The sequence below is a fragment of the Aetokthonos hydrillicola CCALA 1050 genome (assembly GCF_017591665.1).
GTDB classification, from domain to species: Bacteria; Cyanobacteriota; Cyanobacteriia; order Cyanobacteriales; family Nostocaceae; genus Aetokthonos; species Aetokthonos hydrillicola.
The window spans coordinates 39,618-55,497 of the sequence record NZ_JAAKGC010000051.1; the positions used below are offsets into that span (position 1 = coordinate 39,618).

The 15,880-nt window shown below is 42.3% G+C and carries 14 protein-coding genes; 2 read left to right on the plus strand and 12 right to left on the minus strand.

From position 1 onward, the window contains the following. Positions 1–2 precede the first annotated feature (2 nt). The 9 genes from G4P69_RS22885 to G4P69_RS39415 form a co-directional block, all read right to left on the minus strand. Positions 3–1,136, minus strand: a complete 1,134-nt coding sequence (locus tag G4P69_RS22885; protein ID WP_208343942.1) for an XdhC family protein — start codon at positions 1,134–1,136, stop codon at positions 3–5. 465 nt (positions 1,137–1,601) lie between these two features. Beyond that, positions 1,602–2,567 (minus strand): nitrogenase iron protein, encoded by a 966-nt coding sequence (gene nifH / locus G4P69_RS22890; RefSeq protein ID WP_208343943.1) that lies wholly within the window; start codon positions 2,565–2,567, stop codon positions 1,602–1,604. 421 nt (positions 2,568–2,988) lie between these two features. Continuing rightward, positions 2,989–3,171 (minus strand): hypothetical protein, encoded by a 183-nt coding sequence (locus G4P69_RS22895; protein WP_208343944.1) that lies wholly within the window; start codon positions 3,169–3,171, stop codon positions 2,989–2,991. Positions 3,172–3,527: 356 nt separating this feature from the next. Continuing rightward, positions 3,528–4,535, minus strand: coding sequence for an NADP-dependent oxidoreductase (locus tag G4P69_RS22900; protein ID WP_208343945.1), 1,008 nt, complete (start codon positions 4,533–4,535; stop codon positions 3,528–3,530). 1,162 nt (positions 4,536–5,697) lie between these two features. Then, positions 5,698–6,714: a patatin-like phospholipase family protein gene (locus G4P69_RS22905; RefSeq protein WP_208343946.1), complete on the minus strand. Its 1,017-nt coding sequence runs from the start codon at positions 6,712–6,714 to the stop codon at positions 5,698–5,700. Beyond that, on the minus strand, positions 6,711–7,688 hold the full coding sequence (locus G4P69_RS22910; protein WP_208343947.1) for a diguanylate cyclase regulator RdcB family protein: 978 nt from the start codon (positions 7,686–7,688) through the stop codon (positions 6,711–6,713). Before G4P69_RS22910 ends, G4P69_RS22905 begins: the two co-directional genes overlap by 4 nt. Further along, entirely contained in the window at positions 7,685–10,075 is a 2,391-nt protein-coding gene (locus G4P69_RS22915; protein ID WP_208343948.1) for a dynamin family protein, read from the minus strand. The genes G4P69_RS22910 and G4P69_RS22915 overlap by 4 nt, the downstream gene beginning before the upstream one ends. A gap of 172 nt (positions 10,076–10,247) precedes the next feature. Beyond that, entirely contained in the window at positions 10,248–10,493 is a 246-nt protein-coding gene (locus G4P69_RS39410) for a tyrosine-type recombinase/integrase (protein ID WP_310833802.1), read from the minus strand. Between the two features lie 25 nt (positions 10,494–10,518). Then, the gene (locus G4P69_RS39415) at positions 10,519–10,698 is read right to left on the minus strand and encodes a hypothetical protein (RefSeq protein WP_243903018.1); all 180 of its coding nucleotides are present in this window, start codon (positions 10,696–10,698) and stop codon (positions 10,519–10,521) included. A gap of 270 nt (positions 10,699–10,968) precedes the next feature. Between G4P69_RS39415 and G4P69_RS22925 the strand changes: the two genes are divergently transcribed. Continuing rightward, on the plus strand, positions 10,969–11,442 hold the full coding sequence (locus G4P69_RS22925; protein ID WP_208343949.1) for a type II toxin-antitoxin system VapC family toxin: 474 nt from the start codon (positions 10,969–10,971) through the stop codon (positions 11,440–11,442). A 2-nt stretch (positions 11,443–11,444) separates the two neighbouring features. Further along, a complete protein-coding gene (locus tag G4P69_RS22930; RefSeq protein WP_208343950.1) occupies positions 11,445–11,624 on the plus strand; it encodes a hypothetical protein in 180 nt (59 codons plus the stop codon). Between the two features lie 129 nt (positions 11,625–11,753). Here G4P69_RS22930 and G4P69_RS22935 read toward each other — a convergent pair whose 3' ends face one another. The 3 genes from G4P69_RS22935 to G4P69_RS22945 are packed head-to-tail and all read right to left on the minus strand — an operon-like array spanning position 11,754 to position 15,545. Then, the gene (locus G4P69_RS22935; RefSeq protein WP_208351342.1) at positions 11,754–13,967 is read right to left on the minus strand and encodes a xanthine dehydrogenase family protein molybdopterin-binding subunit; all 2,214 of its coding nucleotides are present in this window, start codon (positions 13,965–13,967) and stop codon (positions 11,754–11,756) included. Then, a complete protein-coding gene (locus G4P69_RS22940; protein ID WP_208345188.1) occupies positions 13,964–14,947 on the minus strand; it encodes an FAD binding domain-containing protein in 984 nt (327 codons plus the stop codon). The genes G4P69_RS22935 and G4P69_RS22940 overlap by 4 nt, the downstream gene beginning before the upstream one ends. Then, positions 14,934–15,545 (minus strand): (2Fe-2S)-binding protein, encoded by a 612-nt coding sequence (locus tag G4P69_RS22945; RefSeq protein WP_208345189.1) that lies wholly within the window; start codon positions 15,543–15,545, stop codon positions 14,934–14,936. The genes G4P69_RS22940 and G4P69_RS22945 overlap by 14 nt, the downstream gene beginning before the upstream one ends. Positions 15,546–15,880 lie beyond the last annotated feature (335 nt).

Here is a 15,880-nt window from a genome sequence, read left to right on the forward strand (position 1 = left end):
CGTCATATTGTTTCATAGAAATGAATTGGTTGATTGTTTTTTCTTAAAAAACCACCATTATGGCTTGTCTTCACTGCTTGAATTTCAGCAATAACGGCGATCGCAATTTCTTCTGGTGTATCTGCTCCAATATCAATACCAACAGGAGCGTATAATCTTTCTAATTGCTCACTAGTATAAACCATTCCTTGTGTGTGCAAATCTTGAAGTAATCGTTCTGTACGCTGCTTTGGTCCTAATATCCCAATATAGCGTGCAGGAGATGGTAGCAACATCTTCAAAATTTCCAAATCGTCAAGGTAATTATGCGTCATAACAACGGCTATCGTCTGAGAATCTATCAATACCTGTTTATATAAAATCTCTCGACGGGTAAGAATCACGTCATAAGCCATTGAAAATCGCGGTATAGTTGCCTCGTTGGCTCGACAATCAACTACAGTAACTTGCCAACCTAATGCTTGTGCAAACTGTGCTACAGGTACAGCATCATAACCAGCACCAAATAAAACTAGCGGTGTAGGTAATTGAATGACTTCGATGAAAACTTCTACACTGCCAAAAGGTAACTGATAGTTTTTTGCCTTTGACTTTTGATGAATAAAAGCTTGCTGAGCATCTGCTATCAGCGATTGGGTTAAATTTTTATCTTTTATATTAGAGATAATATCACCATTTGGATAAAGCAATAAGCGTGACCCTATTTTTATATCCGTTGCACCTTCTACGCTAAAGACTGTAGCAACAATACCAAGATGCTTGTTATCCAAGCACTCTTGCATAAATTCTATAAGATTAAGTTTATTTTGTTTGTCAAGTCTCTCGATGAGAACTTGTATTATACCATTGCACCCCAAACCAAAACCCCAGAGAATATCCTCAGAAGCAGTGTTATTGTAAGTAACCACTATCGGGTTACCATCCGACATTCGTTGCCGAGTGTGTTCAAATACATCATTTTCCAAGCAACCAGCACTAATTGTACCCACCATACGACCTGTATTTGTGATCAACATTTTCGCACCTGGTCGGCGGTAGGTTGAGCCTTGAGTTTTGACGACAGTAGCAAGGTAAGTGGTTTCTCCGCTTTGTTGACTTGACTCAAAGGCATTTAAAATGGCTTGCAATTCATTCATAAAAAAATAAACTCTAGAGCAACTGGCACATTGAAGAAGAATTCAGAAGTCAGAATTCAGGAGTCAGAATCCCCATCCAGTTGTAGATAAAGTGTAGACGCTGGGGATTTAAACCCCTTTAGTCAGACGCTCGCGGACTCGAATACAGATGCGCTATCCGCCAGTCGCACTCAGGTACATTCTGAATTCTGGACGCCAGATGCTTTATGCCGGGAAACCCGTCCATCGCACTGGCTCCTCCTGACTCCTGAGTTCTTCTAGTTAACACAAAGCCATCTACTGGGTTAAAGCCGACAAATAAGCGTTGTGTAGGAGCTTGCTCCTGTGTGACAGTTTAGCTTGATCTAAAATTCATCCCACATCTGACCCCAGAGGGATAATGTGGGATGAATTTTGGGTAATTCATAGCGGATGATTACCCACCTAAGCCATTCGGCTATAGGTGGAGTGCATTTAACAAAAACCTTACTTCTTCTGGCTACCAGAAACGATTTCTATATTTCCTTTTTTCAATGCTTCTAGTGCTTCGCCTTGGGCGTCTTCTTGCTTTTTAGCAGTGTCTGCTTGGCTAATCAGTTTCGCAGTATTTTCTTCACTTTCAAGGATACCGAATTCAATCAACAAATCTTCTAGCTCATCCATCTCGATGGGTGTGGGAATGGTAAGATTTGTATTGTCGATAATTTTATGTGCTAATGTGCGGTATTCTAACCCTTGGTTGCTGTCAGGCGCGTATTCATTCACCGTCATCCGACGCAATTCGGCGTGTTGCACGATATTGTCACGGGGGACAAAGTGAATCATGTGGGTATTTAATCTGGCTGCTAGGGTGCTAATCAGTTCGTCCTCCCGGTCAGTGTTTCGGCTGTTACAAATCAGCCCAGCTAGACGTACACCACCAGTGTGAGCATATTTGAGAACACCACGAGCAATGTTGTTTGCAGCAAACATCGCCATCATTTCTCCAGAGGTAACGATGTAGATTTCTTGGGCTTTACCCTCACGAATTGGCATAGCAAAACCACCACACACAACGTCGCCTAACACGTCGTAGGAGACGAAATCTACATCTTGATAAGCACCATTTTCTTCTAAGAAGTTGATGGCAGTGATGATACCCCGACCTGCGCAACCTACACCTGGTTCTGGTCCACCAGATTCTACACATCTGATATTCCGGAAACCAGTGATTACCACTTCTTCGAGTTCGATATCTTCCACAGCGCCTCGTTCAGCAGCTAAATGCAGCACGGTAGTTTGAGCTTTACAGTGCAAAATCAAACGAGTCGAGTCAGCTTTGGGGTCACATCCGACAATCAAGATGCGTTTACCCATTTCTGCCATAGCAGCGAGGGTATTTTGGGAAGTGGTAGATTTACCAATACCACCTTTACCGTAAAAAGCAATCTGTCTAATTTTTTCGTCGGACATTATAATTTATCCTGCAATTGTTTGTTTAGTGGGTCTGTCGGTTTATGGACATTGGCACTTTATACCCACCGGAGGTGCTTGCGCTGTGAAGTTACAGCAGTAACTATGTGTAGAAGGTCTTTGGAGGCGATCTCACTTTGTGCCCATCAGAGGTCACTAGTACACTGCGGCATAAATAAAGCAACTATTTCAAACAGCCAGAAGCCTTGATTTATAAAACTTTTGACTTTTGACTTTTGACTTTTGACTTTCGCGCAGCGTTGCTAGCCTGCTTAATTGGCTTTGCTTATTATTTTCAAAAAGCCGTATCGGATTTAACTCGTATCTACTAAGGCGAAAATGTGGTCTTTGAGTTTATACCATTTCTCTCTGACGACATGATTGTGCTTTCGCCATCTTGATTCCCCATATAGAAAGACTATCACATGGATTCCCAATTTTCTGGCAAAATGCAAATTATTTTTGCCGGTGTTTGCTTTTTAGCATCAATAAATGGATGATTTATTACAAGTGAAAACGCGATCGCGCTGCGGTGCCCACAAAATGCGATCGCACCAGCCTTGTGAACAAATTTTTGGTAAAACTGCTCAACACCAAAACTCAAGGTGGTTCAGCAATTGCAGATTCTAAATCACCGAAATTTTGTATACCCAATGCGCCACTAAATTGCTCAATAATCCGATGACTGACGGGGTGATAATTTAAACAATTACAAGTGGCGAATCATCCTAATTGCCAGTAAAGTTCAGCATTTTTTCGCAGTAGATAAATGTGCTTATCTTGTCGGATCATCGCTGACCTTAACAATCAGCTTGCCAAAGTTTAAGGTAGGTTGGGTTGAGGGACGTAGACGCCTCTGGCGGCTTCCCGCAGGGTAACCCAACACTTATAGGCATTTGTTGGGTAACGCTTATGCGCTCTACCCAAACTACTATTTTCCAAAACCCGTGCAGTATTGACTTATCTTGTCGGATCATCGCTGACCTTAACAATCAGCTTGCCAAAGTTTTTTCCTTGTAGCAAACCAATAAAGGCGTGCGGCGCATTTTTCAAACCTTCAACAACGTCTTCCTTATACTTGAGCTTCCCTTCCCGTAACCATTGAGAAACATCCTTGACAAACTCTGCCTGGCGGTTTTGGTAATCGCCTACCAAAAACCCTTTGATGAGCGCACGTTTAATCAATAGTGGCATTAAATTAGGACCAGGAGGCAGATTTTCAGCGTTGTACTGCGAAATCAAACCAACTAATGGGATTCTTGCTCCCAGATTAATATTTTGCAAAACAGCTTCTAAAATGGGACCACTTGTATTGTCAAAGTACACGTCGATCCCTTTTGGACACAAGTCTTTCAGGGAGGAATTTAAGTCTTGAGTTTTGCGGTCAATACAGGCGTCAAACCCTAATTCTTTGACAACATAATCGCATTTCTCATCACTCCCAGCAATCCCCACTGCGCGACAGTTTTTGATTTTAGCAATTTGACCAGCTACAGAACCAACAGCGCCAGATGCAGCAGAAACAACAACTGTTTCGCCAGATTGGGGTTGTCCTATATCCAGCAGGGCAAAATACGCTGTCATTCCGGGCATTCCGGTTATACCTAAAGCATAAGAGATGGGAGCTTGGTTAGGGTCAAGCTTACGCAAAGTTTTGCCTTTGGATATACCGTAAGCTTGCCAGCCGTCATAACCAAGAACAAAATCTCCTGCTGAGAATTGAGGATGGTTGGATTTTATGACTTGGCTGACTGTAGCGCCGAGCATGACATTTCCTAATTCTACAGGAGTTGCATAGGATTCGCGATCGCTCATACGACCACGCATATAAGGATCAAGCGATAGGTAAATGGTGCGGTTGAGGACTTCCCCTTCCCCTGGTTCTGGGATTGGGGTTTCGACAAGGGCGAAGTCACTCTCTTTCGGTTCCCCAACTGGACGGTTTTTAAGTAAGATTTGTTGGTTCATTTAATTAGTAGAATAAGGCAGAATTAAAAAATATAGTTTTTGGGTAATCGTAGTATCTTTAATTCTTAAGAGGAAATTGGGTAAATTACTCTAGCAGATGGTAGACATTGTAGATTAGCCATAAGCTAGGGTGTTGACTTTGGGTGTTTTGAGCCGATTTTCCAGACAACTATTTATGCTACTTTTATTTGTGGGAAAGTTTTACGGGGTAAAGGGTACAGAGTCAACACTCTACTTATAAGCCAATACGGTTCAGTTAAAGCCTAAATCCTAAAATTCCGTAGGTTGGGTTGAGGGACGAAACCCAACATTTTTAGAATTCCGTTGGGTTTCACTTCGTACCCCTACGGGGAAGCAAGCTACAACCCAACCTACCACTAACCTTAACTAAACCATATTGACTTATAGCATTTTTTTGTGAAGCTGCATATATCGACCCCCGGCTACGCCGTCCCCCCTTACCAAGGGGGGACTACAGGGGGGTAAAATTATGTGCATCTTCATAGAAAATTGGTATTATAAGCAGAATTAATCATGTGAGCCGGGTGGAACGAAAGAATAAGGGTTGTGGGGTTTGCGAAGTATAAGTTTAGATTAAGTGGCGGGTGCAAGGTGTTCAGGGGTGACGCAGTGGCGATAGGTTGAGGGATGTGTTCCACGAAATGTGTATTATGTCGTCCTCAATATTTTCCTTAAACAACAACAACAAGGATGGTTAATACCCACTTAGGACATCGTTGTTTAATTATAAGTTCGCTCAATTTAATGACGTTAGCAACGTAAGTCAGTAGACCGAACGTAGGAAGTGCGATCGCGCTTGAAAGGGGCAGTCATCGCTGAAAGAACCGCACTTGTGGGGCTTTCGGCGATGACTGCCCCTCCACCTTTCGGGAAACCCTTTAGGTATACGAACCACCCAGAGGCTAAAGGCACATCGCTGTGAAAAACATAAACAACGTAAAATCATTACCTAGTATGCGTTTTGAACGTTATGAACGAGATAATTAGGATTAGGTGGAATCGGGGGCGAAAACTATTAATTTCTCGTGTTCAGGGTATCCGCCGAGAGGTCGCTACCCAACCACAATAAATTAATACCAACTCTCAAGTACTCAAATAATCTGGCAGAAAAGTGCTCGTTTAGCGCGAACAGTTACAATTGCTATACTTCACTGTCATTTATGAGTCTCTCTGTTGAACTCAGTAAGTCATTATGAGTTTCACGCTGAGTTCCGACAACGGAGAAAATTTGGCGAATTGGCTCCAACCAGTTCTTTGCATCTTCGTATCCTCGCCGTCGCAACTCTGCAATTCGCTCAGGGCTAAAATCCAGCATGGCATGAAAGTCACTCAGGAAGGGAGTATTTGACTGATTAAGAAAATCGACTGGTCTTATTTCAAAAATTGTTTGCTCTGGGAAATTATGACGATTCCATACAGAACCATTCTCAAGATGAATTACAATCGTCTTGGTACATCCCCTTGCTATTAATGCCCCAAGAGGTACATTATCCGCTAGACCCCCATCTACATAAGTTCGACCGTTAATTTTGCGTGTCGGAAACGCTAATGGAATCGCGGCACTGGCAAGCAGCAAGTTATATAAAACTTCGGTGTCTTCACAGTCTTGTACACAAAACCAGTGGGCGCTGTTTCCTGCTTTGGCATAACACAGATCAGCCAGTGCCGTGACGACATTATATTGGAGACCTGGTATAGGCAAACTCGGGAATGCAGCCATCCAAAGTTCTGTTCCAAGTTTAAGATTGGCTGGGTTAACGGCTTCTCTTAAAAAACGTTCGATGGGTTCGGGATCGAAAATAACAGTATCGCCTTGAAGCAATCCTGTTTGTGTTAAAAAATTTAACAACCAGTTTTGGAATCCTGGGATAAACTTTTGAGCTGCATAGCCCGCGAATTGCACTACTGTATTTGGATTTGGACGAAGAATTTGAGCATCTCCTAACTTCTCCCACAAAACATTTAAACGGCGAACACCCTCTTTAAAGGGTCGGTTTGCAGATAAAATAGCTCCGTTTAATGCACCAATACTTGTACCAGCAATTATATGGGGAGCGAAGCCAATCTCAGCAAGGTAGGATAATGCTCCCGCCTGATAGGCTCCTTTCGCTCCTCCACCAGCTAAAACTAGCCCGAATTGAGGATTAGCAGATTTCATAAGTTGGTACGTCTTGATAAGATTGAAAGACAATCATTGGCAGTTTCTTCAATCAAATTGGGGACTAATTCATTGATGTCAGTGGTGTAAGAAATTACCTCAATTTGATCTCGACATAACTCAATTGCACATTCAGCTGGTTTAGTTGGTCTAATTCGCTCGGGCAGGGAGGCTAATTCTAGTGTTGTCCCGATTGTAAATAGGTAGGGAGTACTCAAAAGACGTTGTTGAGGAATTGAACGAACTTCAAGTAACCCTGTTGCTAGTTCAAGTTCCTTTTCCTTATCCACCATCAATTCATAAGTTTTATCAAGTAATTCATATAGAGCAAAGAAATTTGCGGGCATTTGTTTACTTTCAGCAATAATTTTATTAGCTAATAGTTGGCGAAATTCTCTATTATCACCAACTGTTAGCTCGTACAACGCGACTGAGCTACTAAAAACCTCCCGAATTAGCAAAATGATTTGAATAAGCCAAGGTAAGCCAGTATAAGTTTGCCTTGCAAGCCAAGCAGTGATAATTTGTTCAAAATCACGACGAGCAGAATTTTCTATTTCAAGATTGTAGATTCTTGCTTCCAAAATATTCAGTTTAGAGTCAACTTGTTTAGTCAGATAATCAAAAGTTTGACCTAACGTTTGTACATCTGATTTTTTCCTACGCATTGCAGAACGCACTTCAAGTAGAGACTGTTGAGTGAACTCCAAAGCTACTTGGCTGATTCTTAGTGAATCTGTCAACTCTAAAATCCAATCACATAATGCTTTTTGTCCTGCAATGAGGTTGCCATCTAGAAGAATTTGTCGTTGGCGATCGCTACCTCCTAATTCGTCCAGTAATCGTCCAAAGAACCCTCTATTTTTACGATAGCGAATGATATCCCTATTCACTTGAACACCATTGACCAGATCTAGTAGGACTTTATCTCCCACAACGGGAACTTTTCGTTGCAATTCTTCAAGATTTATCATTTTTGTACTAATTGTTCTGTTCTCTGGATATAGCGATCTGTGCTCTTAATTTGATTTGTTGCCTCCGGAACTAAAGCTTCCAATTCATCCAAAAGTTTCTGTTTTTTTTCCCGGGGTAAAGATTGATTTTTTAAGCCTTTCTCTAAACTACTGCGGTAGTTGCTGAGATACTGATCAAGATGAACAAAATATGCATCAATTCGCTGTTGAAAATCTTCATCAAGATATTTATTAATTCCTTCAGAAATTTTATTAACACTTTCCTCAATTGCTTGGTTAATTTGATCCACTAAAGCCTTCAATGAAACTATGTAATAAATTTCTGCACGAGTAACAGGAACTTTTTTCTCAATTTCAATTAACCAAAGAAAATACCAAGGTCTGTGTTTTTTTGTTTTGTAATCTGTAACATTCCTAGTTTCGCTATCAATTTGCAGATCCATGGAAACAAAATCACTTTGGAAAGGAGGGGATGAAGGTAGAGATAGCTGTATATTAAATTCTTGATTAAGCCGAGTCCGTGCCCGATTAATAATGTCAGTTGTTTCTTTTTCTAAAAATTTCTTTAAGTTTGTACGTTCTCGCTCAATCTCTCGTTCTGTATCTTTGCGGGCTTCTGACAGTTTTCTTTCTGCCCATATTTTTGCATAAGAATTAGCTTGATTTGCAAAATCTTCCGCCTCAGTTCGACTGCTAAATTCAATTACGTCTGACGGTTTATACTTCATTTCTTCAGGAAGTAGAAAAGAAAAAATACCCCTTGCGTCAATGTCAATCTTTTGAAGCAGAGGGCTACGTTCGTAATTCTCGCTTTTGAAGTAATATTCCAATCGCACATAAGCATTCTCTTTAAGAGGCTCAATCATTTTTTGCACATTCTGTTGCAAATTTGATTTAATTTTGTTTACTTCTTGTAAACGCTGACGACACGAAACCAGATGGTTCAAATCTTCCTCTAAGGCTTCAAGTTGCCGCTGAATTTTTTGTGAGCTTTGAATAACCAAACTGCTTAGACGAAGCTGAATATCATCTAGAAATTCACATAGAAGCGCTCTGCAAATATTAAGGGCTGATTCCATTGTTCGCGGTGCAGCACTTTTCATCAATGCGTTAATTGCCTTTTCTAAGAAGGGGGCAAAACCCGAATCTTTCCAGAGAAAGTCAGCTTCTTTTCGCAGTTCCTCGACATTGGTTTCTTTCAGTTTTTCTTCCCATCTTGCCCAAGCTTCACGAGCCAAGGCTTCTACCGTTTTCAACTCAGTAACTTTAATATCTGGATACTGGTGTCCTTCTAGCATAAAAGTTGTAGCCGTGAAGGCACGAATTGCAGAAATCTCGAATATTCTATCTGCATCATTCGATTGGCTCAACTGAAGATCGTGAGTCACAAACCTTCTCACTTCTTCGTGTGTCATTGAGCCTTTGCGTCGCTGATCGACCTTATTCACAAGAACATATAAGTTTTCTTTACCCAGCAATCTGATAATTGGTTCAACTTGTCTTTTAATTTTTGCGGCTGCCTCATTATTCAAACCTGTAAAATCTAAAACAATTAATACGATTGAGCTTCTTCGTAATTGTATTTCCACGGCATTAGATAATCTCAAATTCTCACCATCTTCGTTCGGTCCAGGCGTATCAACCATAACAAGACTTCCTAAGCGCTCATTTTGTTCGGTTCTTTGCTGCGAACGCCAAAATGGTACCTTGATTCTGATAATATCCTCAAATCTGGCTTGAGGATCGAATGATGGATCGAGTTCACTACAAAGGCGAATAGCGTCATTTAACTCAGTCAATACTTGATTAATTTGGGAGCATCCTCTCACTTCAGGGCGCATCAAAAACTCATAGTTACCTGTCAAAATCTGCCTTAACAAATCCTCCAATTTTTGAGATGAGGGTTGTTTAGCTAATTTTTGGCGTGCCCACTCAAATCCAGGATTTTGATGTTGGGTAATGTAGTCGATGTTTTGAAAAATTCGCTGGAATATCTTTATAATTTTGGGACTAAGGTTTAGGATCGGCTCTGTCAATTTATCATCGAAAATAATCTCTGTGGGGAGTGTTGTCATTGCTTCATTGCGAGTAGGCAGCAAATCCTGTCCAATAATTGCATTGATAATTGTGGATTTCCCAGCCTTCATCGGGGCAACAATAGACATGATTAGTTCTAAATTTTTTACATTTTGTAATGCTTCCTTGATCCCTTTTTGAAATCCTGCATATTTTTGAGCATATTCCTCTTCTAGTTTATCTTCTTCTTGTGAGCCATCAGAATGTAATGCAGTGTATGCTCGTTCCATCATGGCAACGACTTGGTTTAAAAGATCAGTTACATCCTCTTGTAACTTATAGGCATTAGGTTGAAGTGAATCACCAGACATAGAGTATTGTCCCTAATCAAAGTTAAGTAGGTGGGCATGAATATTTATCGTTAAGACAAGGCAGCCCCAATGCAACAAGTTTCTTCATTTTTGGCATGTTTATGCGCTGAGAGAATATATTATATTCTACAAACTGAGCATACTATTTTTCGGAATTTCGGTCTGTGTCTCCTCAAAACCCAATCACCGAAATAGCCTTCTTCCTTTGCTCTGGTGTTACTTCCAAGTAGCGCTGCAATGTCCCAAGGTCGTTGTGACCACTAATTTCCTGAATATGCCGCAAGGGAATACCAGCAGAAAACATCATAGTTAATGCAGTGCGTCTAAACGAGTGAGTACTAACATCTACCAACGCAACACGCTTACAGGCATCCCTAAGAATCTTATCAGCTGCAAACCAGGTAAGACGTTCAGTCACACCACGCAACCCAGGAAACAATACACTATCGTTGATAATCAGCTAGTAGTTCTGCTAGTCCTGCCTGAATATCCACAACACGAGTTTTTAACTTGCCTTTGGTGGTAGACTTCCTGAAGGTGATGGTTCCAGACTTGAGATCAGTAGTTTGGAGTGCCAACGCTTCACTAACACGGCAACCAGTAAAAAGACAAATGCCAAACAAGGCGCCATCGCGTGGCGTGATTAATCCATCAGTAAAAAGTAACCGCAGTTCATCGGCGGTTAGAATCTTGCCTTGTCCATTGCCTTCTACTTTCAGGCTTTCAGGACATTTTTGTTGTTGTTGTTTAAGGAAAATATTGAGGACGACATAATAGCAGTTTTGTGTAGGAAACTAGTACTAGCGATTTAAGGGGCTTAAAATGAATTTGCGATACAATACATCAAAATCATTTTGTCCCTAGATTTGCCTCTAGAATCGCCTAAATTCCACATGAGCGAAACTGTTTATATTGAAACCAGTGTCATTGGGTATTTAACCGTAAGACCCAGCAATAACCTGATTCTTATGGCTAACGCCTCAGCAACGCGCTCGTGGTGGGATACTCGTGCCCTACAGTTTACCCTTTACATTTCTCAAGTAGTCTTGGATGAGGTGGCACGAGGTGACGCTGAAATAGCTTCTAGACGACTTGAGATGCTGTGCAATTTTCCATTGCTTCAAGTAAATGAGGCTGTCAAAGACCTAGCATCACAATTTCTCACAAAAAGTAATCTTCCGCCTAAAGCTGCTGATGATGCACTTCATATTGCACTTGCTACGGTTTACAACTTGGACTATCTGTTAACGTGGAACTGTAAACATATTGCCAACGCTCAAATCCAAAAGAAACTAGCACAAATCAGCAATGTAGCTGGATATGAATTACCAACGATTTGTACACCTTATGAACTAATGGGAGAATAGCAATGTGGTCTGATGAAGTTCTCGAAGAAATTTATAGGATTCGAGAAGAACATGCCAAAGCTTTTAACTATGATCTCAAAGCTATTTGTGATGACTTGCAATCGAGGCAGGCTGCAAGTGGAAGACAACTGATTTCAAAGCCTCTCAAACAACACAGCCAGCAGCCCAACCAAACGCCGTAGTAGCTGTTATTGACCGTGACGCCGTTTACAGCTACGAAAGATTAATACTTTGAGGGTTATGTTACACGAAAATCTTGAAAGGTGTGTAGTTGCACTTTATTTTGCGCTGAAGCGCAACTACGAACGAATCTACAGGAGTTTGTCTAGGGTAATGGGCAAATCTCGGATGCGCTTACCTGTGGCATGATAAACGGCATTGGCGATCGCCGCAGCAACTCCAGTTATCCCAATTTCACCAATTCCCTTGATTCCAAGCGGGTTAATATGTGGATCATTTTCAGGAACAAACATTACGTCAATTACAGGAACATCGGCATTCACAGGTACGTGATACTCTGCTAAATCAGCATTAATAAAACGTCCTCGCTTTGGATCGCTAATGGTGTGTTCCATCAGCGCCATCCCAATACCGTAGACAATCCCGCCTATAAGCTGACTCCTCGCGGTTTTATCATTAAGTATACGTCCAACGCCATAGGTTCCAACCCAACGTGTCACTCGAACTTCCCCTGAATCTGGGTTAACTCGCACTTCAGCAAATTGCGATCCAAACGAGTGCATAGAATAATGCTCTTTTTCGTCTCCAGGCTTTGCATCTGCACGCGCTTCGAGCATTTTTAATCCATGTCGTTCTAGAATTCCTTCATAGGTTTCTGTTTTAGACGAAGATTTATCCTTGGAGAAAAGGCTACCATTTTGGGCGATTACGTCTTCAGGGTTCAAACCATAAAGGGGCGATCTTTGATCAGCAAGTGCTAATTGTAGAATCTTGCTCCGCGCTTGATTTCCTGCTAAGTGTACAGCTGAGCCTACACTGGCTGCGGTTTGAGAACCACCAGAAACAGGGGTTTCTGGCATATTAGTATCACCCAGTTCAAAGCGAATTTTCTCAACTGGTAACCCAAGTGCTTCCGCCGCTACCTGAGTCATGACGGTATAAGTTCCGGTACCAATATCTTGTGAACCACTCCTGACAACAGCTGTACCATCTGCCATGATTTGGGCGATCGCAGAAGCAGGCGATCTATTAGTAGGATAAGTTGCTGTCGCCATTCCCCAACCAATCAAATAGTTACCATCTCGCATAGAACGAGGTTTAGGATTGCGCTTCTGCCAACCGAATTTCTCTGCTCCTAGGGTGTAACATTCTTTAAGTGACTTGCTTGACCAAGGTAATTGTTTAGTTGGATCAACCTCAGCATAGTTACGCAATCGCAGTTCAATCGGATCTATATTAAGTGCATAAGCCAGTTCATCCATGGCTGATTCTAGAGCAAAAGATCCTGAAGCTTCTCCTGGCGCACGCATATATGTTGGTGTACCCATATCTAACGGAACCAGACGGTGACTGGTTTCGATATGTTCGGAAGCATAAATCATTTTTGCTGTTTTAGCGACAGGCTCGATAAATTCATCAAACGTTGAGGTTTGAGATACTCCAGTGTGTCTGAGCGCGATTAATTTTCCTTCGCGGGTTGCACCTAGAGAAACCTGTTGGATTGTCTCTGGTCTAAAGCCAACAGGACCATACATTTGCATCCGTCCTAGTACTAATTTTACAGGACGATTAACCAACCGAGCCGCCATTGCTGCTAGAACTACATGTGACCAAGCCGATCCTTTGCAACCGAAACCACCACCAACAAAGTAAGACATGGTGCGAACGTTCGTTGGTGGAATTCCTAATGCTCCTGCTACCTTTTTTTGAGCTTGAAAAATTCCCTGAGTAGCATCATACAACAGTAGTTGATCGCCTTGCCAAGCTGCTGTTGTAGCGTGAGGCTCCATGGGATTGTGATTTTCTATTGGCGTGGTATAAGTTTGCTCAACCCGAACAGCTGCCGTTGCCAGTGCTTGGCTGAAATTCCCAGATGATGAATCAGTCGGCTCGTTTCTGGGGAGTTTACTTTTCGGTAAGTATGCCTTGTCTAGGTTATCCTTGATGTTTATATTCGGCTTCTGTTCGTCATAGCGGACTTTCACCAGAGAAGCCCCGTGGATCGCTTGTTCCAAGGGATCCGCAATCACAACAGCGATATGCTGCCGGTCATAAAGTACAATGTTATCTTGTAACAGTTGCAGTTTCCGACCGCCTCCTTGATCTCCGGAAGCCTTCGGCGCGTTAAGATGGGTCATGACTGCTAGTACACCTGGTACTTTCTCGGCAGCCTTTGTATCAATCCTGGCAATCTTACCTTTGGAGATGGTGCTTTGAACTGTGACGGCGTGGGTGATTTTTGCGACAGGAAATTCAGCCGCATAACGTGCGCCGCCAGTTACCTTAAGATGTCCATCAACCCGGCTAAGCGGTTTCCCAACAATTGCGTCATTTCCTGTACTCACGCCATACCTCCGACTGTTGTAAGCGCCCGAACAACTGTACGTTTAGACAGTTCTACTTTAAATGCGTTGTATTTTTGCGGTTTGGCTTCAGCAACAGCAGCATTTGCTGCTGCTTGAAATGTTGCCTGGGTTGCTGGTTTGTTCTCAAGTAATTTTTCAGATGCGTAGGCGCGCCAAGGCTTTGTTCCCACCCCACCTAAAGCAATGCGTGCTGAGCGGATGATACCATTTTGAATATCTAGTGCTGCGGCAACTGATGCCATTGCGAAAGCATAAGAGGCGCGATCGCGAACTTTTAGGTAATGCGATCGCTTACCAAAGTTTGAAGCAGGTAAGTCAACAGCAACAATTAACTCCCCGTGTTGCAAAACTGTCTCCCGTTCCGGTGTATCTTTCGGTAAAAGATGAAAATCAACGAGTGGTATACTGCGCTTTCCATTTGGTCCCTGTGTTTGCACCACTGCATCAAGTGCTACCATTGCCACAGCCATATCTGAGGGATGGGTAGCAATACAGCGATCGCTACCACCAAGAATCGCGTGGATACGATTGTAACCTTCAATTGCCGCACACCCTGAACCAGGAACACGCTTATTACATGGCATTGACGTATCACGGAAATAATAACAGCGAGTGCGTTGTAGTAAATTTCCGCCCACTGATGCCATATTTCTCAGTTGTGGTGATGCTCCAGATAACAATGCTTCTGACAATACAGGGTAGCGATCGCGAATGACTGGGTGATAAGCAACATCGCTATTACGCGCCATTGCTCCAATTCGCACACCATTGGGCTGTATTTCTATCGTATTTAATGGTAATGAATTAATATCAACTAACTGGTGTGGGGTTTGGACGTTCAGCTTCATCAGATCAATCAAGCTAGTACCCCCAGCAAGGTACGACGTTTGAGCATCTGAAGCAACCAACGCAACAGCATTGTCTCCCTCACCGACTTTCTTGTAACTAAACGGCTGCATCTTTTTTTCCCTGTACGACATCGCGGACAGCGTCCACGATATTTGGATAAGCACCGCACCGGCATATATTACCGCTCATCAGTTCGCGAATATCAGCATCCGACTTGGCGTGTCCTTCATTCACCAAACCCACTGCTGAACAAATCTGTCCTGGTGTACAGTAGCCGCACTGAAAGGCATCGTGAGCAATAAACGCAGCTTGCATTGGGTGTAAATTGTCTCCCTGCGCTAACCCTTCTATAGTCGTAATTTCAGCGTCGGTGTGCATGATAGCGAAAGTCAAACATGAGTTGACACGCCGATTATTAATCAATACTGTACAAGCCCCACACTGACCATGATCGCACCCCTTTTTAGAGCCAGTTAGGTTCAGACGTTCACGCAGCGCATCAAGTAGTGTTACACGGGGGTCTATCTTAAGTGAGTGTTCGACTCCGTTTATACGTAGTTTAACATCAACAACACCACTTGTAGACTGAGTATAAGACTGAGGCTTTTGCTGAGCCTGCGTCTTGCCTCTAAGACCATTTAAGAGAGTCCCAAATGTGCTTACGATCCCAATCTGACCAAACCTCCGGCGTTTCAACCTCAGCCTCATAACAGTTTATCTATCCAGAGTTTTAAGTCCAAATTGAATCTTAAAAAAAAATATTCCAGTTAAATATCTCTCTACAGGCTGAAGTTACCTTTAGCACAAAATTCTGTTAAGAAGTAAGCTGACGCGCAGCTAAGTTTTATAAAGCGGAAATGTAAAATTATTGTAGTGCGGGCAAGATGCCCGCTTCCCATATAGAAACGTTGGGCGTAAGGGCTTAATAGGAAATTCCCAATCTTATTTAGGAGTTACTGACTGTACAAATTAAAAATAATTTGTTTATCAGAAAATGAAGGTCTTAAGCAGTGTGTACAACTTTGACTATTATTGAGTCTTAG

Coding starts and splice junctions, on each gene's coding strand:
- G4P69_RS22885 (WP_208343942.1), bottom strand. CDS start 1,136: ATGAATGAATTGCAAGCCATTTTAAATGCCTTTGAGTCAAGTCAACAA.
- nifH (WP_208343943.1), bottom strand. CDS start 2,567: ATGTCCGACGAAAAAATTAGACAGATTGCTTTTTACGGTAAAGGTGGT.
- G4P69_RS22900 (WP_208343945.1), bottom strand. CDS start 4,535: ATGAACCAACAAATCTTACTTAAAAACCGTCCAGTTGGGGAACCGAAA.
- G4P69_RS22905 (WP_208343946.1), bottom strand. CDS start 6,714: ATGAAATCTGCTAATCCTCAATTCGGGCTAGTTTTAGCTGGTGGAGGA.
- G4P69_RS22910 (WP_208343947.1), bottom strand. CDS start 7,688: ATGATAAATCTTGAAGAATTGCAACGAAAAGTTCCCGTTGTGGGAGAT.
- G4P69_RS22915 (WP_208343948.1), bottom strand. CDS start 10,075: ATGTCTGGTGATTCACTTCAACCTAATGCCTATAAGTTACAAGAGGAT.
- G4P69_RS22925 (WP_208343949.1), top strand. CDS start 10,969: ATGAGCGAAACTGTTTATATTGAAACCAGTGTCATTGGGTATTTAACC.
- G4P69_RS22930 (WP_208343950.1), top strand. CDS start 11,445: ATGTGGTCTGATGAAGTTCTCGAAGAAATTTATAGGATTCGAGAAGAA.
- G4P69_RS22940 (WP_208345188.1), bottom strand. CDS start 14,947: ATGCAGCCGTTTAGTTACAAGAAAGTCGGTGAGGGAGACAATGCTGTT.
- G4P69_RS22945 (WP_208345189.1), bottom strand. CDS start 15,545: ATGAGGCTGAGGTTGAAACGCCGGAGGTTTGGTCAGATTGGGATCGTA.